Origin of the sequence: Epilithonimonas arachidiradicis, assembly GCF_003610695.1 — a bacterium.
Classification (GTDB): Bacteria; Bacteroidota; Bacteroidia; order Flavobacteriales; family Weeksellaceae; genus Epilithonimonas; species Epilithonimonas arachidiradicis.
On sequence record NZ_RAQH01000005.1, the window covers coordinates 137,376 to 156,627 of the forward strand.

Below are 19,252 nucleotides of genomic sequence, written 5' to 3' on the forward strand. Positions count from 1 at the left end.
GATTAAAAATTAAACTAGTATGTTAAAACAATTTATAGAAAGACCGGTCCTTTCAACGGTCATCTCCATTATATTATTGCTGTTGGGAGCATTGTCGGTGTTCAATCTGCCGATCACCTTGTTTCCTGATATTGCACCACCAAGTGTCCAGGTAACGGCATTTTATCCGGGTGCAAACGCCGAAGTTGTAGCACGTTCTGTTGCTGTTCCTATTGAGGAAGCAGTGAATGGTGTTGAAAATATGACCTATATGACATCCAATTCCAGTAACGACGGAACGATGACCTTGAGCGTATTTTTCAAGCAAGGTTCAGATGCGGACAATGCTGCTGTGAATGTTCAGAATCGCGTTTCCAAAGCGATGAGTCAGCTTCCACAAGAAGTTGTTCAGGCGGGAATCTCTACTCAGAAAGTTCAGAACAGTTTCATTATGTTTATGGGATTATATAGTGAAGATCCGAAAGAATATGATGAATTATTCCTGCAGAACTATATGAAAATTAATATCATCCCGCAGTTGCAGCGTATTCCGGGAGTTGCGCAGGCGCAGGTTTTCGGAACGCGGGATTATTCGATGAGACTTTGGCTGAAACCAGACCGTCTGGCGGCTAACAATCTTTCGCCTCAGGAAGTTCTGAATGCTGTTAAAGACCACAATCTTGAAGCAGCGCCAGGTCGTCTTGGACAAGGAAGTAAAGAAACTTACGAATATATTTTAAAATATAAAGGTAAACTCAGCAAGAATGAGGATTACGAAAATATTGCCATAAAAGCCAATAACGACGGCTCTTTCCTAAGATTGAAAGACGTAGCCAGAGTAGAATTTGGTTCTTACACTTACACTGCAGCGAACAGAGTTGATGGAAAACCGGTTTCAGGTTTCGCCATTTTACAAACTGCAGGTTCTAATGCCAACGAAATCTTAACTGAAATCGAAAAACAGGTTGAGGAATTCAAAACAACTTTGCCAAAAGGTGTGAAACCGATTATTATGTACAATTCCAAAGACTTTTTGGATGCATCCATTCATCAGGTTGTTGAGACTTTGGTGATTGCATTTATTCTCGTTTTCATTGTTGTATTTATTTTCCTTCAGGATTTCCGCTCGACATTGATTCCGGCGATTGCAGTTCCCGTTGCGATTATCGGAACATTCTTCTTCCTTCAGCTATTTGGATTCAGTATCAATATGTTGACATTGTTCGCATTGGTTCTCGCCATTGGAATTGTCGTCGATGATGCAATCGTCGTTGTAGAAGCCGTCCATTCCAAAATGGAACATACAGGAATGCCTGTGGAACAAGCCACAATGAGCTCAATGTCAGAAATTTCAGGCGCCATTATTTCGATTACTTTGGTAATGTGTGCGGTATTTATTCCGGTTGGTTTTATGCAAGGTCCTGCAGGCGTTTTCTATAGACAATTTGCTTTCACATTGGCGATTGCCATTATGATTTCTGCAGTTAATGCATTGACATTAAGTCCAGCTTTGTGCGCATTATTCCTGAACGACCCTCAGGGAGAGCACGGTGAACACGGTCCTAAGAAAGGTTTTGGAGCAAGATTTTTCAATGCTTTCAATGTGGCGTTCAACAATATGACCAGAAAATACATTTATAGTCTTAAGTTTTTAATTAAGAATAAATGGGTTGCAATTGGTGGTTTGGGAATCATTATCGCTGCGAGTATTCTCCTGATCAAAAAAGCACCAACCGGTTTTATCCCGACTGAAGACCAAGGTTTTGTTTTGTATGCTGTGAACACGCCGCCGGGAAGCTCATTAGAAAGAACACACAAAGCGACTGAACAAATCGATAAAATTGTAAAAGGTGAAAGCGCGACCAATCACCTTTGGGTAGCAGACGGACTGAATTTCATCAGTAATGCGAATGCTTCGCCTTACTCTGCAGGTTTCATCAAACTGAAAGATTATGAAGACCGCGGCGATATGAAAGACCCAGACCAGATTGCAGCAGCTTTAACAGGAAAAGTGTCTCAGGTAAAAGATGCGAATGCATTCTTCTTCAACTTCCCGACGGTTCAAGGATTTGGTAACGTTTCTGGTTTCGAGTTTATGCTTCAGGATAAAACCAACGGTTCTTTTGAACAATTGGGAACAACAACTCAGGCTTTCATCGGAGAACTGATGAAACGTCCCGAGATTGCTTTTGCTTTCACAACGTACGCAGCAGGAAATCCTCAATATACAATCGATGTCGATACCGATAAAGCCAACCAGTTAGGTGTTTCAATTACAGAATTGATGCAGACGATGCAGATCTATTACGGAAGTAGTTTCGTTTCGGATTTCAACAGATTTGGAAAATATTACAGAGTGATGGCTCAGGCGGATATCCCTTACCGTACTGACACGAATTCTTTGGATGGCATCTATGTCAAAAATAATCAGAACGAAATGGTTCCTGTCAAAACGTTGGTGACTTTGAAAAGAACTTTCGGACCGGAAACGGTTACAAGAAACAACTTGTTCAACGCTGTCACAATTAATGGAACACCAAAACCTGGTTATAGTACAGGTGATGCGATTAGAGCGGTGGAAGAAACGGCGAAACAATCTTTACCGAGAGGTTACGGCTACGAATGGACGGGAATCACGCGTGAAGAAATCAAGACCGGTGGACAGACGGCTTTCGTTTTCCTTTTGAGTATTTTGTTTGTTTACTTTTTGTTAGCGGCTCAATACGAAAGTTACATTCTTCCATTTGCGGTTATTTTAACCGTTCCTACCGGGATTTTCGGAGTGTTTGCTTTTACCGGACTGGCAGGGATTGACAATAATATTTATGTTCAGGTTGGATTGATAATGCTCGTCGGATTATTGGCGAAAAATGCCATTTTGATTGTAGAATTTGCAGTTCAGAGAAGAAAAGCAGGCAAAACCTTGATTGAATCGGCTTTACAAGCTTCGAGATTAAGATTAAGACCAATTCTGATGACATCTTTTGCCTTCATTATTGGGATGTTACCATTGGTTTGGACGCAAGGAGCTGCGGCTAAAGGAAACCACTCTATTGGCATCAGTACGGTTGGCGGAATGTTTACAGGTGTTGTATTCGGGATTTTCATTATTCCGGTGATGTATGTAATTTTTCAATATCTGCACGAGCAAATGCCAAGCAAAAAGAAACGCAAGCTGAAAAAAGAAAAAGCAGCTTTGAATTTAATTTAAATTTAAACGCAAAGGCACAAAGATTTTTTCCATAACCTCTATTTATAAGGCACAAAGATTTAAAATTCCGATTTTATTTTGTGACTTAGAGCTTTTGACAATAAAGATTATTTGCGCCTTTGCGATAAAAAATAACACTCAATGAACATTATAAAAAAAATAAAAGAGATTGTAGTTTCCACAGCAGTCGTAGCAAGTGCAGTTTCCTGTATGCCCAAATTAGCATTGGACAAAGTGAGCCCGGAACTGCCGGAAACTTTCCAATACACGGCAACAGCTGACACAGCAAGTGTCGCCAACCTGGAATGGCGACAGTTTTTCAATGATCCGATTTTACAAGGTCTGATCGAAAAGGGCATCAAAAATAATTATGACTTGCAGATTGCCTTGAAACAGGTTGCCTCTTCGCAGGAACGATTGAAACAGGCAAAATATATGCAATATCCAGAAGTTGGTTTTGGCGTTACAGGTCAAATTACAAGACCTTCTGATAATAGTTTGAACGGACAAAGCATCAACTTGTTCCTTGGAAAAAGTTATGTTGAAGATTATAATGCAGCGTTCAATCTGTCTTGGGAAGCCGACATCTGGGGCAAAATCAAGAATCAGCAGGAAGTTTCGAAAATGCAATATCTGCAGACCTATGAAGCGACAAAGGCAATTCAAACGCAAGTTGTTGCAGCCATTGCACAAGGTTATTACAACCTTTTGATGCTGGATAAACAATTGGAAATCGCCAAATCGAACCTGGAATTAAGCAAAAACACATTAAACATAACAGAAAAAATCTGGCAAAGCGGCGATGCAACCTCTTTAGGTGTTCAGCAATCCAAAGCGCAAAAGGAATATACAGAACTCCTGATTACGCAACTGGAACAGAATATTAAAATCCAGGAAAATGCGTTAAGTATTTTGGTAGGCGAAAATCCGACTAAAATCAACAGAACGATTGAGATGTCTGATACATCGTTACCTCAGAATTTCTCTGCCGGATTGCCTGCAGCAATGATAAGCCGCCGTCCGGATGTTCGTCAGCAGGAATTGGTTTTGTTAGAATCCAATGCTTTGATCGGCATTGCCCAGGCGAATATGTATCCTTCTTTGAAAATCACTGCTAATGGCGGTGTGAATTCTTTCAAAATTGATAACTGGTTTCAGATTCCGGCTTCTTTGTTTGGTTCTGCTTTAGGAGGAATCACACAACCGGTTTTCCAGAAAAGACAATTGAAAACCAACCTGAATGTAGCGAAAATCCAAAGAGAGAAAAATGTTCTGGCCTTTCGTCAATCTGTTCTGAATGCCGTTGGTGAAGTTTCCGATGCATTAGTGTCTAACGAAAGTCTGAAAGTTCAGGAACAGAAAGCTGCAGAACAAGTGACAACCTTAAAATCAGGAATCCAAAGTGCTGAAAAGCTTTATAAAAGCGGTTTGGTTAATTACCTGGAAGTCATCACAGCTCAGGGAAATTCTCTACAAGCCGAGTTGAATCTTGCTTCCATAAAAAGACAGCGACTAAGCAGTATTGTTGATTTGTACCGCGCTTTGGGTGGCGGTTGGAAATAATTTCTATATTTAAATTAAATTGTTAAAAAAATGCAGTCTTTTGGGACTGCATTTTTGATTAACATCAATAAAAAAGCTCTGAAATTCAGAATTACTATTTTTTTATTTATTTCTTTCCAGCAGCTTGCATTGGATTCACTTTTCCGTTGGAAGCACCTCTGGCTGCATCTTTTTGCTTTTGTTTAAAAACCTGGAACTTGCTTGGTGCTTCTGATGAGCTTGAAGCGGTCCAGAAGTTGTTAGACGTATCAATATCGGCCGTTTCTCTCATTGGGTCCAGTTGAACAGACTTCAGTTTCTTATCAAAATAATAAGTTTTTGAAGCTTTTTGCTCATTATGTCTCCAGATTTGAACACTGATTTTATCATTCAGTTTTGAACCATCTTCAAAGGTGAATTCTAAAATAATCGGCATTACCAATCCGCCTTTGTTAGAAAAATCGATTTGATAAGCGGTAACATTATTTTCTTTTTTAATGTCTTTCGCACCTAATTTTTCGAGATTTCCGGTTGTCAGATTATACTCTTTTGAAGTATCCACTTTCTCCTGTCCGCGGTCATATCTGTAATAGAAATCCTGAACATCTTTGTCGGTATCAGCATAAAACTTGATATTCTTATCTTCTCTATTTCTGATTTTAGAAACATCTTCAAACTCATTTAGCACAGGTTTTTCGACAGTATATTTCACCGTTTCAGATTTTGGAACGGCGCCAAAATCAGGCGTTGCAATCGTCACTTTATCTAGCGAAATATCAACTGGGTCTGTTCCGTAGAACCAACCTCTCCAGAACCAATCCAGGTCTTCTCCACTCGCATCTTCCATTGTTCTGAAAAAATCTGCCGGTTCAGGATGACGGAACGCCCATCTTTTCGCATAAGTCTTGAACGCTTTATCAAACAACTCTCTTCCCATAATCGTTTCACGAAGAATGTTAAGTCCCGTTGCCGGCTTTGAGTAAGCATTCGGACCAAATCTCGCAATGTTTTCCGAATTAGACATTATCGGTTCTAATTCGTCTTTCGGAAGTTTCATATAATCCACAATTGTCCAGGCCGGACCACGTTTCGATGGGAATTTATTATCCCATTTTTCCTCAGTCAGATATTCAACAAAAGTATTGAGACCTTCATCCATCCAGCTCCATTGTCTCTCGTCAGAATTGATGATCATTGGGAAAAAGTTATGTCCCACTTCGTGAATGATTACTCCCAACATTCCGTTTTTAATCGCTTCGGAATAAGTTCCGTCTTTTTCTGTTCTTCCGTAATTGAAACAGATCATCGGATATTCCATTCCGTTCGCCGCTTCTACAGATTGTGCTACCGGATATGGATAAGGAATCGTGAATTCTGAATAAGTTTTAATCGTATGTGCAACAGCTTTTGTAGAGAATTTTCTGTACAATCCGTAAGCTTCTTTTCCGTAGAAACTCATCGCCATTACTTTGTTATTGTTTTCAGGAATCGTAACGCGCATTCCGTCCCAAATAAATTTTCGTGAAGAAGTCCAGGCAAAATCACGAACGTCATTCGCCTCGAAAATCCAGATTTTTCTTTGCTTTGAATGATTTTTTTCTGCTTTCTTAGCTTCGTCCAAAGTCACAATTTCAACTGGTTCGTTTGCAGATTCGGCTTTTCTATATCTTGCTAATTGCTCAGACGTTAAAACCTGTTCATAGTTCTTACATTCTCCAGTTCCGCCAACAATGTGGTCAGCAGGAACATTCATTTTGACTTTATAATTTCCGAAAACCAAAGCAAACTCGCCACGTCCTGTGAACTGATGGTTCTGCCAACCGTGGAAATCACTGTAAACACACATTCTTGGGAACCATTGCGTCATTGTGTAAAGATCGTTTCCATCTTCAGGAAAATTTTCATAACCACCTCTTCCGCCCATTTCGATACGATTTGGGATGTTGTAATTCCAATTAACTTTGAAAACGAATTTTTCTCCTTTCTTCAATGCTTTTGGAAGGTCAATACGCATCATTGTTTTGTTGACCACATATTTCAACGGATTGCCGGAAGCATCGGTTACTTTCTCCAAATTAACACCATAACCATTATCTGAAACAGGAAGTTCTGATGCTTTTAAGTTTTCTAAGACCGTTATTTTCGGTAACATTGAAGAAAAAGGATAATCCGCATTTTTCACAGTTGATTGCTGATTTTCGTCCAGCTGAAGCCAGAGATAATCCAAATCGTCCGGAGAATTGTTGTAATAAGTGATGGTTTCTGAGCCTTTCAGATTTCTCTTATCTTCGTCCAGATAAGCTTCGATGTCATAATCTGCACGTTGCTGCCAGTAGGCTTGTCCCGGCGAACCAGAGGCGGTTCTGTAAACATTGGGTGTTGGAAGGATCGTTCCGAGTTGTTCAAATTTATTTCCGTGGTTGCTTCCCGGATTATTCTGGATATTCTGTGCCGACACCACAGCAGAACAGAATAAAAGTCCTAAAACTTTTAACTTCATTTTTTCAAAACAATTAGATAATAATTCTTTACAAGTAATCAAATTTAGGAAATTGTTACGAATGAAATAAAGATTGGCAACTATTTTTAGCAGTAAAGATTAATTCTAAATAAGAATCTTAAACATAGAATCACACGCAGCCCGAGCTGAGTGGAGCTCATTTTTTGCGAGGACTTTTGGAAGGTAAAAAATAGCGGGAACGGAGCGCGGAATAGCTGCCCAAATCAAAAAGAGATTAATAATTAAAAAGGAAGTCTTTCCAAAGTCATTTTGAGCGCCAATGCGAAAACGCCCGAGGAAACGAATAGAATCCAGTCTTTTCTGTTGACACGGAAAATCTTTAGCAAAATAAAAAGTAGAATCAGAATCGCAACGACCAAAGCAATCTGCCCCAGTTCCAAACCAATATTGAAGCCTAAAAGCGGAACGAAAATGCTCTGCTCTTTTGCCAACATCATTCTGGCCGTGTTTGCAAATCCCATTCCGTGGATGAGTCCGAAAATCATTGCCAGATAATAGTTCATTCTCATCAGCGTTTTCTGATTATTTTTCATCAGAATATTATCTAACGACGTGATGACAATAGTCAAAGGAATGAGAAACTCTACCCAGTTGCCCGGAACTCTTAAAACATTAAGTGAGCTGAGCGCCAAAGTGATGGAATGCCCGATAGTAAAGGCTGTTACGAGAATCAGGATTTTTTTGAAATCGTTGTAAGAATAAACGGCGATCAAAGCCAAAATAAAAAGCTGATGATCCAGCGCATCCAAAGAAATAATGTGTTCCCAACCCAATTTCAGGTAAAAAATAAAATCCTGCATCCTATCATTTTAAAAAGAATTACGAAAATAATGATTAATTTCGACTTAAATTTTGGTCTGATGAAGAACTTTTTTTCTGCAGTTGTTTTTCTGTTTTTGTTTGTAGCACTTTTCTCGTTCAAGGTTCATCCTTATCACGTTGGTTCTATGGAATTTAATTATAACCAAAAGTCAAAAGCATTTGAAATTTCCGGACGATTTTTTATGGATGATTTGGAGAACGCCATTAATAAAAAATATGGAAAAAATCTCCATTTCCTTAATCCAAAATCTGAAAAAGAAATGAATGAAGCTTTGAAAAATTACGCTTCCGAATATGTAAAACTGAAAGTGAATAATCAGTTTGTAAAAGTTAAATTCATTGGATATGAAGAAGATAAGGAAAGTGTGGATATTTTTCTGGAATCAGAAACTGTAACTAATCCTAAAAAAGTGGAAACTGCTGTCAGTTTTCTTTATAATCTTTTTGATGACCAAATGAATATCATCCACATCGTCATAAATGGTCAACGAAAAAGTGAAAAGCTGAATTATCCAGACCGTTATCTGTTTCAGGAGTTTTGATGAATTAAAATTATGAAGAACGAATTTTCCAATAACAGCCAAATTAAAGTCGTTTCTGGTTTTTCCCAACTTGTAGAGACGAATTTTTCTGGAACGATGAACGCCATTTGCTGGGAAAGACATCTGGTTGGTGATTTCAAAGAAATCGTATCCAAATTGGAATTGAAAGACAATATTACCGAAATTTCTATTGACGATCTTTTAACTCTAAATCTGTCCGCCAACGGCGTCCTTGCCAGAGAAATCATTTTAAGTGATTTAAGATTGCTGACTGATTTTGGAGCATCACCTTCTCTTAATTTACTTAAAAAGTATGAGCGAGATGATGAATTTGATTTTATTTCTACGGATGTTTACTCTTACCACGTTGATCGTTCACCCTTTGGAACAGATACTTTTTTGTGCACCTATTACGGTGCAGCAAGTGATATTCTTCCCAATGATCAGGCTGAACAAAAAGTTCTGATTCCTGAAATCAGAGATAGGCTTAAAGAGTTACACAACGACCAAGATGGAGATTTTGAAGACTTCTTAAAAGACAACTATTTTGATTTGCACTATCAGCCAAAAGCTAACGCAAAATCCATTAACCTGGGATTAGGTCATCTGTGGAGACTATCTGTAGATCATCCGGAACAGAAAGTCCCGCCGTGTGTTCATCGTGCACCAACAGAAAACGATGGTGAATATCGATTGCTTTTGATTTGCTAGTAAATAGCTTTACTTAGATTGCAATTGTGACATATCCGATTTTCAATCCATCAACATATCTGGGTAATATGGGAAAAGATTTAATACCATCTTTAAATTAATAGAATAACTATTTACTGTTTTTTAAAATTTCATACTTTATCTCAGCTTCCTTATCCAATGGCTCTTTTTTTAGATAGATTTTCAACGATTCGATGGCTTTTTCCGTTTGATGGGATAATCTGTAAGCTTCGCTCAGGTTGTAGTAAGGTGTGGCAGAATCAGGGAACTGAATAGTACACAGTTGAAACAGATGAATTGCCTGATTATATTTTTTTTCGAAAAGGAACTTTTGCCCGTATCTTTCTATTAAATTCTCCTTAAGGATATATTTTTTGCTTGAATCGGCTTTTAACTTTTTTATTCCGTCAGCAAGGCCATTTTGTTCCACTGTCCGGATAACATCTTTTGTATAGAAAAAGTTATCTGTTGCATTGGTACTTCCGGTTAATTCCTTTTTAATGAGATTGGAAGCTTCCCAATAATTTTCAACTTCTCCGTTTGTTAAAATTACAACGGTATAGCCGGACTCCGGGAAAATCATCAGTTCATTTGCTATTCCGAAATGTCCGCCCGTATGTCCAAGCATTCTTTGACCGTTTAAAAAATTCTCAACGACACCATGAGCGTAAAAGCCTTCTTTATATTTCACTTGGCCGGTGGAATACAGGTGTGTAAATTCTTTATTCAGTATTTTGTTTTGTTGAAGGGCGATAGAAAATCTCAGGAGATCCTCCGCTGTCGAATATCCTCCACCTGCTGGTGTACCTTTGATTACATTACTGTACATATTGTTTTTCCAATGTCCTGGCTTTTCTAATAGCATTGTATATCCTGTTGCCATATTCGGGATTGCTTCTTCCAAATCATAAGAATCTGTATCCTTCATTTTTGCGGGTTCGAAAATATAAGTTCTTACATAATCGAAATAATTTAACTTGGAGATTTTTTCGATGATCAGTCCTAAAACCATATACCCCGAATTGCTGTATTGAAAACCTTTCCCGGGAGAAAATAGTAATTCTTGATGTACGTAAAGCGGCAAATAATCACTTACCGTTTTAAATTTTTCTTTCGCCAGTTTGTCGTGTTCAGCCCAAAAGTTTCCCATTCCGGAAGTGTGTGTCAATAATTGATGAATGGTGACGGAATCGGCTATGAGTTTATTGGGGAAATCCGGTAAATATTTACCGAGTTTGTCATTTAGCGAAAGCTTTCCCTTTTCTGCTAATTGCATAATGGCTAAACCCGTAAACATTTTGTTCATAGAAGCCAAATTAAATTTGGTATTTGTTTTATTGGGAATTTTGTCGGCCATATTAGCATATCCAAAAGCTTTCTTATAGATCGTTTTATCACCTTTGGCAATCAAAACAACACCACTAAAGTAATTCTCCTTCTCAAGAATATGCAGTTGTTTTCTTATGGCAGGCAGGTTAACCGATTGTCCAAAAGCTAATGTTCCCAAAAGAATAAATAGTAATCTTACCAGAAAGTATCTTATCATTATAAAAAAATTATAGCGGTTGTTTCATTATGTATTATTTCCCTTTTCTTTTTGTAATATTTATTGAAAAGTAATCATCTGATTTTGTCTTTTAACCAACAATATTGCAGTTGCTGTAAAATTCCTTATAAGATGACCACAAGATTTTGGTGGAAGATTATAATTTAATTTCATAAAGGTTTTCTTGCCTATTGTTTATGAGTACAAAATTATAGATACAAATACCTTGAACATTGTATGAATGTAAACCATTAAACAAAAAGCCAGAGCATATCTTTTGAATCATTAATGTTTTTGAAAAATATGGTAGGAACAACACCAGTTAGCGCTTTGAACTCTCTGTTAAAATGGGGCTGATCAAAAAATGAATTTTCGTGTGACAATGAAATGAATTTTTCATTGGTTTGCAGAGAAGAGGTAACCTGCCTGAAGCGGTGTATTCTTTTATACAGAGACGGAGACTTTCCCATATATTTTAAAAATGTCCTATGAAGATATTGTCTGGATATACCCATTGATTCAGCAATGTCATTTAATTTCCATCCTTCTTCAGCTTTTTGCAGGATGTCTTGAATCATTTCGAGTTTCGGACTAAAAAGTTTGGAGATAAGATAATTTTCTAAAATATTTGCCTGTTCATCTTTGTTATTCATTTTCAATAGATCCTGAATTTCAGATTGATAATCAGGATATGGTTTGAAATTCTCCAAATGGTCTGCAGTTGATGATAAAGACACTTCAGGAAAAAAATGAAAAATAGCAAGAGGTTTGAAGTATATCGTCAGTTCATTTCTAGGCTCTTCGTAGGTAACGTTAACTGGTTTGGAAATGTTATAGAAGAGAAATGAATCCATCCTTTTAATGATTGATTTCCTTATTGTGATTTTGTTTTCTTCAGGAATTAATTCTGTGTCCTGACAAATGGTTGCAAGACAGAAATTACTGGGAAATGTCCAATATTGATTTGATTTTAGGGTATCATTCTCAGAAATAAAATAAAATCCCTCAATATACCGGCTTAACAGATCTGATTTTGGCTTATAAAAAGTGATATTCATACTTTATCTGAAAACATTATGTGACAAACGGTCCTCAAATTTCACATGATTGAAAAACAGTCGAAAAGATAACGCCATCTCATTAAAGAGTTTATAAATCTGGGAAGATTGTTTTTAGGTGCTATAATTTTGTAATTATACGACCTATTAACTCTGCATTCTTTTTGTAGTGATATAAATATGTCAACAAATGGCTTAGAAATGGCGATTATTTCCCGATACAGTATCTAAAGAAGTGGTTATTAATGGTAGTTTACTCAATACAAGGTGTACAAAAGTGGTACAGAATTAAGATGCTGCAACATCTTTTTTTTCTACTTTTCCGAACGCATCTCGTCACATTAAACACTTGTGAACCAATATTTTACAATATTTGACGATAAATTTAAATGTACAATTGTACTACTTTTGTACACCTCCAACCTTATATTTCAATGTAAATCAACACATTAACAGTTCCCGATTGAACTACGATAATTAGTACATTTTGCCAGTGAATCTCAATTTTCATTTATTTTTTGAGTGAAAATTAGTTCTCTACTGTATTTGCCAGATTCAAAACTTTTGACAGCTTTGACACTCAGCTTTCTTCTTATCATTCTCTGCAATTTATTATTGTGTACTTTGCGCAATTCTAGGATTCTACTTAAATCAGATCTCTAATCCATGACTCTCAAAATATGAAGATTATCAAATACAAATTGATAGAAATCTTCTTTATTGATAAATTTGAATAATTACTCTAAATAATCAGGGGGAAAGGTTTTCTGTCCGAACTTCTCATCCAGATTTTGCAGGAAAATTTTCCGTTCTTCAGTCATCTCCGGAACTGGCAAAAACTCACCTTCGGAAACTGGTTGCCCAATCGCTTCGAAGATTTTTTCCAATCCTGCCGGCATTACAGTACAGAGAAGTTTGGCGAAAGAACCAGAAGTATTTTTAAAACAATGAACAGCACCACCAAAAGGAATTTCCACAAATCCTCCTTTGGAAACAACAGTTTTTCCATTCTCTGTTTTAAATTCAACTTCGCCTTCCAAAATGTAGAAAGTTTCGTGCGTATTTGGATGAGCATGCGGTGGCGGGCCTCCATTAGGTGGGACGGTCATTTCGATAACAGCAAAACGATTTTCCGTTTCTTCACCAGAAATAATAATTCGATAATTTCCTCCAGCAACAGCCAATCTTTTGCCACTTACCTGGTCTATAATTTTGATATCTGCATGCATAGTTTTTGTCTTAAAATTATTAATGAAACAAATTTACACTGGCAAAACTTTTGGAATCGTTGACATTTGTCACAATTAATGCAACAGATATTAATTAACGAAAACTCTGCTTTCTGATTCTGCTGAGCGTTTCACGGGAAATTCCCAAATAAGAAGCAATCTGGTGCAAAGGAAATCTTTGAATCATATCCGGATGCAGCTGAACAAAACTTTCATAACGCTCTAAAGCACTGAGACTAATTGCATCATCGACACGTTTTTGCGAAGCAATATGATTGTTTTCGCTCATTTTCCAGAACATATCTCTCACTGACGGAATTTCCAGAAAAGCATCAAGATTGGGTCTTGGTAAAATCAGTAATTCCGTATTTTCCCAAGCTTCGATATAATATTTTGAAGGAGTCTGATTCATAAAACTTTGTCTGTCAACAATCCACCAGTTTTCCAGTGCCAATTGTAAAATGTACTCAATCCCGTGACTGTCTACACTGAACTGTCTCATCGCACCTTTTAGTACAAAACCTGTGTACGGACAAACATTTCCTTCCTCAAGAAAGTATTGTTTTTTCCTTAATTTTTTCGGCAACAATAATGACTGAATCTTCTCTTTCTCTTCAGATGAAAGACTCGAATTACTGTAGCGTTCTATGTAGTCAAAAAGTGGTTCGTACATTTTAGTTTTTTAAAAGGCGATAACGAAAATCGTTATTTATCAAATTTAAAAAATTTCGTTCGATTGTCATTAATTATATTTAATCTTATTATTATTTACTAAAAGCTACTACTATAAAAAACAAAACATTAACTACCTAAAAATCAATCATTAAATAAAATTTATTGACATTTGTCACAGTTTTTTTGTATCAAATATCACCGTTTTCACGAATCAACTCAGCCTAATTTTGTCCTGTACAATAAGCAATTACACGGCTGAAGTACAGAATAAAATAATATTAACTTAAATACATTTATTATGCACACAAAAGCATTCAATCCGGAAAACGCAGCGATACTACTTATCGACCACCAAGTAGGAACAATGGCGTGGACACATTCTCACGACATTAATTTGGTAAAACAAAATGCCATTAAGCTGGCAAAAATTGCAAAAGCCTTAAATCTTCCTGTTATTTTAACATCAAGTATGGAAGACCAAGTTCAGGGACCATTGATTCCCGAACTACAGGAAATATTACCTGAAGCGTATAAAGCCCGAATCAAACGTCCGGGAATAGTAAATGCTATGCACCACGAAGGTTTCAATAAAGCGGTAAAAGCGTTAGGTAGAAAAAAACTTTTTGTAGCAGGCGTTACTACTGAAATTTGTGTCACTTTTCCGGTTTTACAGATGCTGGATGAAGGATATGAAGTGCAGGTTTCTGCAGACGCATCAGCTTCTTATACCCAATATGGCGATAATTTGGCTTTAGAAAGAATGAGACAAGCGGGAGCAATTATCACGACAGTTGACCAGATTATTTCTGAACTGGCGATTGACTGGACCAGTCCGAACGGGCAAAAACTGGTTGGTATTTTAAACTATCATTAAAATTTGATTTACAAAAAGAAACATCGTTGCAAAATATAAAAGCGGTGTTTCTTTTTTAATATTAAAACCTACATTATGAAAATCATCAGAGCTTCAGAAAAGCATACCCACGGAAACCAGACATTTCACGTTGAAATATTATATCCGGGAACGAATCTAGGAAAAAATGATACGGGATTTTTAACCATTGGAAGAATTGACCACGCCTTATTTAAACCTCCCGGTTTAGTTCCGATGCATCCGCATCAGGATGACGAAATATTTTCATACATCCGTTCCGGAAAGATGATTCATATGGACAGCACCGGCAAAAAGGAACATCTGAATAATTCTTATATGATGTTGATGAATTCCGGAAGCGGAATTTCACACGAAGAAAGTGCCGAAGAAGATGTGGAAATGCTCCAAATCTTTATGCGACCTTCTGAAAATGATTTGCCACCGCAGGTTCAGTTTCATCAATTTGAAAATGTTTTCAGTGAAAATATCTGGAGATTGGTCGCCGGAAACAGAGCTGATTCACCATTGAAATTAAGGGTAGAAACCAATATTTTCGACATCAGACTACAAAAAGATAAAGTTGTGGAAATCCCAGAATGGAATGAAGAATTCATCAATTTTATTTACTGTTTCAACGGAGGAATTAAAATCGGAAACGAGATCATTGCAAAAGGCGACAGCGTGATTCTTGAAGAAAATCTTCCTCTAAAAGCGACTACAGAAAGTGACCTGGTTTTATTTCAGATAAAAAAAGATGCCAAATACAGTGAGACGGGAATGTTCAGCGGAAATAAATTCCATTGATCACACCTACAAAATGGAAAAGCCTTTGAAGTTCCAAAGGCTTTTCTATTATATTCAAGTCTGCTTATTGCTGTTTTACAAACTGTAATTCACCTGCCAATTTTACCTCATCACTTACCATTACTCCTCCACCTTCAAGTGCAGCGTGCCAAGTAAGTCCGAAATCTTTCCTATTGATTTTTCCTTCGAAAGAAAATCCCGCCCTTATATTTCCGTAAGGATCTGTCTTGATTCCGTTGAAATCTACATCAAGGGTAATTGGTTTTGTAATTCCGTTGATGGTAAGATTTCCGGTTACATCGTCACTAAGCGCTGAAGCTTCGAAAGTGATTGTAGGATGTACTTCAACGTTAAAAAAGTCTGCAGACTTCAGGTGATTGTCTCTGTCGGAATTATACGTAGAGATAGAATCTGTCTGAATGGTTGCCACTGTTTTTACGTTTGCAAAAGTATCGTCCTCCGCTTCCAGCTGTACATCAAAATTGGTGAAATTTCCTTTGACATTTGATATCATCATATGTCTAACTTTGAAAGTCAATTCACTGTGTGTCGGATCCAGGTTCCATTTTGTTGCCATTGTAATTATGTTTTAAATTGTTATTTATACTGCAAATCTATAGGGAGTACCGAACGGAAATTGTTGATATTTGATAATAAATATATTGTATCGGATAAATTCAACAATTAATTTTTGATTTGGACTTTATAATAGTCAATAACGACTACATTATTTTCATTAAATTCGTCAATCTAGAATAAGGTTAGCATTTCATATGAATATCAATCAAGACAGTTTTTTAATCCTTTTTAGTTACATAGAAGAACACAGCACATCACCATTGAGCTCCGAAGACAAAGAATTTATAAGAGAGTTGTTTGTTTACAAAAAAATTGGCAGAAAACAGTTTTTTCTGAAACAGGGAGAAATCTGCAAATATTGCGGTTTTATTAGTAACGGAGCAATGAAACAATATTCTGTGGATGATTTGGGTAAAGAAAATGTCATCAATCTTTATCTGGAAAATTGGTGGGTTGCGGATCGGGAAAGTCTTTTGGGCTCCAAGCCGACTATTTATAACATTGAAGCTTGTGAAGACACCGAAATACTGATGATTTCGCAGGAAGGCATTAAAGAAATGACAAAAGTTCCGGCTTTCAACGAATTGACAAAACGACTGGACATGAACCACGGAATTGCAATGCAAAACCGCGTTAACAATGCAATTAGCCTTCCTGCAGTTGAGCGTTACAATAATCTTTTTAAAACTCATCCTGCGTTTCTTCAGAGATTCCCGCAGCACCTGATAGCATCGTATCTGGGAATTACAAAAGAAACATTGAGTCGTATCCGAAAACAAAAATAATTTTCAAAATCTTAATTAAACCATTTCCTGATTTCCAAAGGTGAAATTTAGCTTTTAAATGTTTCAAGTGCCCAATCCTCAAAAAGTACCTGACCAACGGAGTACTGACCAGCGGGGACTAAAAGTGAAGTAGGAACAACAAAATGCATATACTTATTTTCATTGTCTATAATCACTTTTTTATCCTGACCGGTAATTTGAATATACTCAGAGACAAAAGCCTCCATTTTGCCACGTCTTGGTCCTGCAATTTCAATGGTGTTATTTTTAGGTTCTTCCAAAGAAAATTGTACTATGAAATCGGCAACATCATCAAGTGCAATTGGTTGATAGTCTAAGTTTGAAACAAAAACTTTATCCCCTTCTCCCTGAACTTGGATGATGGCTTCCACATGTTCGTGAAATTGTGTTGACCTAATTATAGTGTAAGGTATACCTGAGTTTTTAATAGTATCCTCTTGAAGTTTTTTTGCTCTAAGATAACCGATTTCCAATGCATCATCTGTTCCTACAATTGATAGAACGATATGATGCTTAACACTAGCATTCAATTCTGCTTTGACAAGATTCTTTCCCGCAGTCTCAAAAAATCGAAGTGCATTTTCTCCTTCGGGAGAAGATGAATTTGATAGATCGATTACTATTTCAGTTCCGGTCAATGCTTCCTGAAGCCCTTCACTAGTAAGGATATTTACACCTTGTGATGGCGAACCAATTACTACTTTATGACCAAGTTTTTCCAATTTGTTAGTTACAAGCCTCCCTGTTAGACCTGTACCTCCTACTACTAAAATTTTCATATCTGATTTTTTTAATATTGTAAAGTTTTTTAAAATAAGCTGCGCACTTGAACACCAAAGGGATTTTCAAACCAGTATCTCCAATATCCATCGGTTCCTCTTTTAGCATAATCATTAGATGTTCCTCGCATACATATTTTTTCACCATTATTCGCAATACCTGCTATACTCCAGCCCAAGATTAGTGATGCTAGATTACCATCTACATAAACATTCCTTGTTGTAATTTTGATTGGCAAACCGAATTTAAAGAAGCAGTCCAATTCTCGCGCAATCTCCAATCTTCCTCTCCTAGGCTCACCGTTATCATTAATAAAGATTGCATCTTCCTCATAGAAACGAAGCATAGTCTCCGTATGGAAAGAATTCATATGAGCAAGAAAAGAGTCGACTATTCCCTCGGGAGTTTTTGACAATGAGTATACTGAGCTTTCAACAAAATTCTGTCCAATCATAAGACTTAAATTTTCTTTAGAAGTAATTTTTTTGTCTTACAAAATTGAGCAATTGGCATATGCAACGCCACTCACAAATTAAGGTAAAAGGTGGACAAAATAAGGAACAATCTTAATGATCTAAGGTTTGGTCTGAGTTTTCAGCGTATTTCTTCCGATATTCACTTGGCGAGCAACCTGCTTTTTTACTAAACAGCCTGATGAAATATTTGGTATCTTGATATCCTAGCTGATAGGAAATTTCCTTGATGCTTATTTCCGTATAGTAGAGCAATCTTTGCGCTTCATTCATCACTTCCTTTTGTATATGTTCGGAAGCGGATAAACCAGTTACTTTTTTTACTGTATCGCTTAGATGTCCAACAGTTATATTAAGCATTTCTGCAAATTCAGATGGACGCTTTATACTCCGGAAATGTGATTTTACAAGATTCCTGAATTCCTTCGTGAGACTGATAGAACGTAGACTGATACTTTCGGAATTAATGAATGATTGGCGTTTGTAGCATAAAACTGCCTGTTCAATAAAAGCTGAAAGCAATGGTTCTTCAACTTGCCTGTAAGCGCTATCATTCAGATCTTGTAATTTCATCATTGAATCAAAGATTGTTCTAAACCAATCACGCTCATTATTAGAGAGAGCGATAATCAAGGTTTCCTCTAACAAATTATCCAATCTGGTCTGTGCCGTTCTACCGATATGACGGCTTTCAAAAGACAGATAACAACCGGTTGCGCTAAGAGTCTCTAGAATCTGATGAACTTGTCCAGGAGGAGAGATAAAAAGTGTCCCCACCGGCATTGTTAAATGCTTAAAATCAAATACAACTTCAAGCTGATCAGCTTCAATTAGCATGCAAGTATAATGATCGTGCCTGTGAGGTGAAAGTGCTTTTATAATACCTGGTGTAGATCCGTTCCAAATACCAACAGCAATCCCACTGCTGTAATCCATTCTATTTAATGTAATTGAATCGTTTTTAGGCATAACAATTTCTTTGCACAACTAATTTAGTTTTTCTTTATTTAATAGTGTGTATTATTCAAGACTAAATTAAAGAAGCTAACTAAATGTGCAATTTTTCATCCGTCACAAAATTAAAAAACATCCATTTTTAA

17 protein-coding genes are annotated in these 19,252 nt (G+C 36.9%); 7 read left to right on the forward strand and 10 right to left on the reverse strand.

From position 1 onward, the window contains the following. The first annotated feature begins 19 nt into the window (after positions 1-19). The gene (locus BXY58_RS09980) at positions 20-3,190 is read left to right on the forward strand and encodes an efflux RND transporter permease subunit (RefSeq protein ID WP_120213718.1); all 3,171 of its coding nucleotides are present in this window, start codon (positions 20-22) and stop codon (positions 3,188-3,190) included. 141 nt (positions 3,191-3,331) lie between these two features. Further along, the gene (locus BXY58_RS09985; RefSeq protein WP_229728424.1) at positions 3,332-4,753 is read left to right on the forward strand and encodes an efflux transporter outer membrane subunit; all 1,422 of its coding nucleotides are present in this window, start codon (positions 3,332-3,334) and stop codon (positions 4,751-4,753) included. A 106-nt stretch (positions 4,754-4,859) separates the two neighbouring features. Here the strand turns inward: BXY58_RS09985 and BXY58_RS09990 are convergent, their stop codons facing one another. Then, entirely contained in the window at positions 4,860-7,232 is a 2,373-nt protein-coding gene (locus BXY58_RS09990; RefSeq protein ID WP_120213719.1) for a M1 family metallopeptidase, read from the reverse strand. Positions 7,233-7,474: 242 nt separating this feature from the next. Then, positions 7,475-8,053: a HupE/UreJ family protein gene (locus BXY58_RS09995; RefSeq protein ID WP_120213720.1), complete on the reverse strand. Its 579-nt coding sequence runs from the start codon at positions 8,051-8,053 to the stop codon at positions 7,475-7,477. Positions 8,054-8,113: 60 nt separating this feature from the next. Here BXY58_RS09995 and BXY58_RS10000 point away from each other — a divergent pair, with 60 nt between their 5' ends. Together BXY58_RS10000 and BXY58_RS10005 are read left to right on the forward strand one after the other, a co-directional pair. Next, positions 8,114-8,617, forward strand: a complete 504-nt coding sequence (locus BXY58_RS10000) for a DUF6702 family protein (protein WP_120213808.1) — start codon at positions 8,114-8,116, stop codon at positions 8,615-8,617. A gap of 12 nt (positions 8,618-8,629) precedes the next feature. Next, a complete protein-coding gene (locus BXY58_RS10005) occupies positions 8,630-9,328 on the forward strand; it encodes a DUF1826 domain-containing protein (protein WP_120213721.1) in 699 nt (232 codons plus the stop codon). A gap of 109 nt (positions 9,329-9,437) precedes the next feature. Here the strand turns inward: BXY58_RS10005 and BXY58_RS10010 are convergent, their stop codons facing one another. From BXY58_RS10010 to BXY58_RS10025, 4 genes are all read right to left on the reverse strand, one after another. After that, complete coding sequence (locus tag BXY58_RS10010) at positions 9,438-10,874, reverse strand: serine hydrolase (RefSeq protein ID WP_120213722.1); 1,437 nt, start codon at positions 10,872-10,874, stop codon at positions 9,438-9,440. Between the two features lie 251 nt (positions 10,875-11,125). Beyond that, a complete protein-coding gene (locus BXY58_RS10015) occupies positions 11,126-11,728 on the reverse strand; it encodes a helix-turn-helix transcriptional regulator (RefSeq protein WP_170144218.1) in 603 nt (200 codons plus the stop codon). 941 nt (positions 11,729-12,669) lie between these two features. Continuing rightward, positions 12,670-13,161, reverse strand: coding sequence for a cupin domain-containing protein (locus BXY58_RS10020; protein WP_120213724.1), 492 nt, complete (start codon positions 13,159-13,161; stop codon positions 12,670-12,672). A 94-nt stretch (positions 13,162-13,255) separates the two neighbouring features. Beyond that, positions 13,256-13,834, reverse strand: a complete 579-nt coding sequence (locus BXY58_RS10025; protein ID WP_120213725.1) for a Crp/Fnr family transcriptional regulator — start codon at positions 13,832-13,834, stop codon at positions 13,256-13,258. Between the two features lie 300 nt (positions 13,835-14,134). Between BXY58_RS10025 and BXY58_RS10030 the strand changes: the two genes are divergently transcribed. Beyond that, positions 14,135-14,710: an isochorismatase family protein gene (locus BXY58_RS10030; protein WP_120213726.1), complete on the forward strand. Its 576-nt coding sequence runs from the start codon at positions 14,135-14,137 to the stop codon at positions 14,708-14,710. 75 nt (positions 14,711-14,785) lie between these two features. Next, positions 14,786-15,514: a pirin family protein gene (locus BXY58_RS10035; protein ID WP_120213727.1), complete on the forward strand. Its 729-nt coding sequence runs from the start codon at positions 14,786-14,788 to the stop codon at positions 15,512-15,514. Between the two features lie 64 nt (positions 15,515-15,578). Here BXY58_RS10035 and BXY58_RS10040 read toward each other — a convergent pair whose 3' ends face one another. After that, a complete protein-coding gene (locus tag BXY58_RS10040; protein ID WP_100375174.1) occupies positions 15,579-16,091 on the reverse strand; it encodes a YceI family protein in 513 nt (170 codons plus the stop codon). Positions 16,092-16,287: 196 nt separating this feature from the next. On the opposite strand from BXY58_RS10040, the gene BXY58_RS10045 reads away from it, so the two are divergent. Beyond that, positions 16,288-16,878 (forward strand): Crp/Fnr family transcriptional regulator, encoded by a 591-nt coding sequence (locus BXY58_RS10045; RefSeq protein ID WP_120213728.1) that lies wholly within the window; start codon positions 16,288-16,290, stop codon positions 16,876-16,878. Positions 16,879-16,925: 47 nt separating this feature from the next. Here BXY58_RS10045 and BXY58_RS10050 read toward each other — a convergent pair whose 3' ends face one another. From BXY58_RS10050 to BXY58_RS10060, 3 genes are all read right to left on the reverse strand, one after another. Beyond that, positions 16,926-17,678 (reverse strand): SDR family oxidoreductase, encoded by a 753-nt coding sequence (locus tag BXY58_RS10050; RefSeq protein WP_120213729.1) that lies wholly within the window; start codon positions 17,676-17,678, stop codon positions 16,926-16,928. A gap of 29 nt (positions 17,679-17,707) precedes the next feature. After that, positions 17,708-18,133, reverse strand: coding sequence for a YybH family protein (locus BXY58_RS10055; protein ID WP_100375171.1), 426 nt, complete (start codon positions 18,131-18,133; stop codon positions 17,708-17,710). A gap of 112 nt (positions 18,134-18,245) precedes the next feature. Beyond that, positions 18,246-19,121: an AraC family transcriptional regulator gene (locus tag BXY58_RS10060; protein WP_100375170.1), complete on the reverse strand. Its 876-nt coding sequence runs from the start codon at positions 19,119-19,121 to the stop codon at positions 18,246-18,248. Positions 19,122-19,252 lie beyond the last annotated feature (131 nt).

Coding starts and splice junctions, on each gene's coding strand:
- BXY58_RS10035 (WP_120213727.1), top strand. CDS start 14,786: ATGAAAATCATCAGAGCTTCAGAAAAGCATACCCACGGAAACCAGACA.
- BXY58_RS10045 (WP_120213728.1), top strand. CDS start 16,288: ATGAATATCAATCAAGACAGTTTTTTAATCCTTTTTAGTTACATAGAA.
- BXY58_RS10005 (WP_120213721.1), top strand. CDS start 8,630: ATGAAGAACGAATTTTCCAATAACAGCCAAATTAAAGTCGTTTCTGGT.
- BXY58_RS10050 (WP_120213729.1), bottom strand. CDS start 17,678: ATGAAAATTTTAGTAGTAGGAGGTACAGGTCTAACAGGGAGGCTTGTA.
- BXY58_RS10010 (WP_120213722.1), bottom strand. CDS start 10,874: ATGATAAGATACTTTCTGGTAAGATTACTATTTATTCTTTTGGGAACA.
- BXY58_RS10055 (WP_100375171.1), bottom strand. CDS start 18,133: ATGATTGGACAGAATTTTGTTGAAAGCTCAGTATACTCATTGTCAAAA.
- BXY58_RS09985 (WP_229728424.1), top strand. CDS start 3,332: ATGAACATTATAAAAAAAATAAAAGAGATTGTAGTTTCCACAGCAGTC.
- BXY58_RS10000 (WP_120213808.1), top strand. CDS start 8,114: ATGAAGAACTTTTTTTCTGCAGTTGTTTTTCTGTTTTTGTTTGTAGCA.
- BXY58_RS10030 (WP_120213726.1), top strand. CDS start 14,135: ATGCACACAAAAGCATTCAATCCGGAAAACGCAGCGATACTACTTATC.
- BXY58_RS10040 (WP_100375174.1), bottom strand. CDS start 16,091: ATGGCAACAAAATGGAACCTGGATCCGACACACAGTGAATTGACTTTC.
- BXY58_RS10060 (WP_100375170.1), bottom strand. CDS start 19,121: ATGCCTAAAAACGATTCAATTACATTAAATAGAATGGATTACAGCAGT.
- BXY58_RS09990 (WP_120213719.1), bottom strand. CDS start 7,232: ATGAAGTTAAAAGTTTTAGGACTTTTATTCTGTTCTGCTGTGGTGTCG.
- BXY58_RS09980 (WP_120213718.1), top strand. CDS start 20: ATGTTAAAACAATTTATAGAAAGACCGGTCCTTTCAACGGTCATCTCC.
- BXY58_RS10020 (WP_120213724.1), bottom strand. CDS start 13,161: ATGCATGCAGATATCAAAATTATAGACCAGGTAAGTGGCAAAAGATTG.
- BXY58_RS09995 (WP_120213720.1), bottom strand. CDS start 8,053: ATGCAGGATTTTATTTTTTACCTGAAATTGGGTTGGGAACACATTATT.
- BXY58_RS10015 (WP_170144218.1), bottom strand. CDS start 11,728: ATGGATTCATTTCTCTTCTATAACATTTCCAAACCAGTTAACGTTACC.
- BXY58_RS10025 (WP_120213725.1), bottom strand. CDS start 13,834: ATGTACGAACCACTTTTTGACTACATAGAACGCTACAGTAATTCGAGT.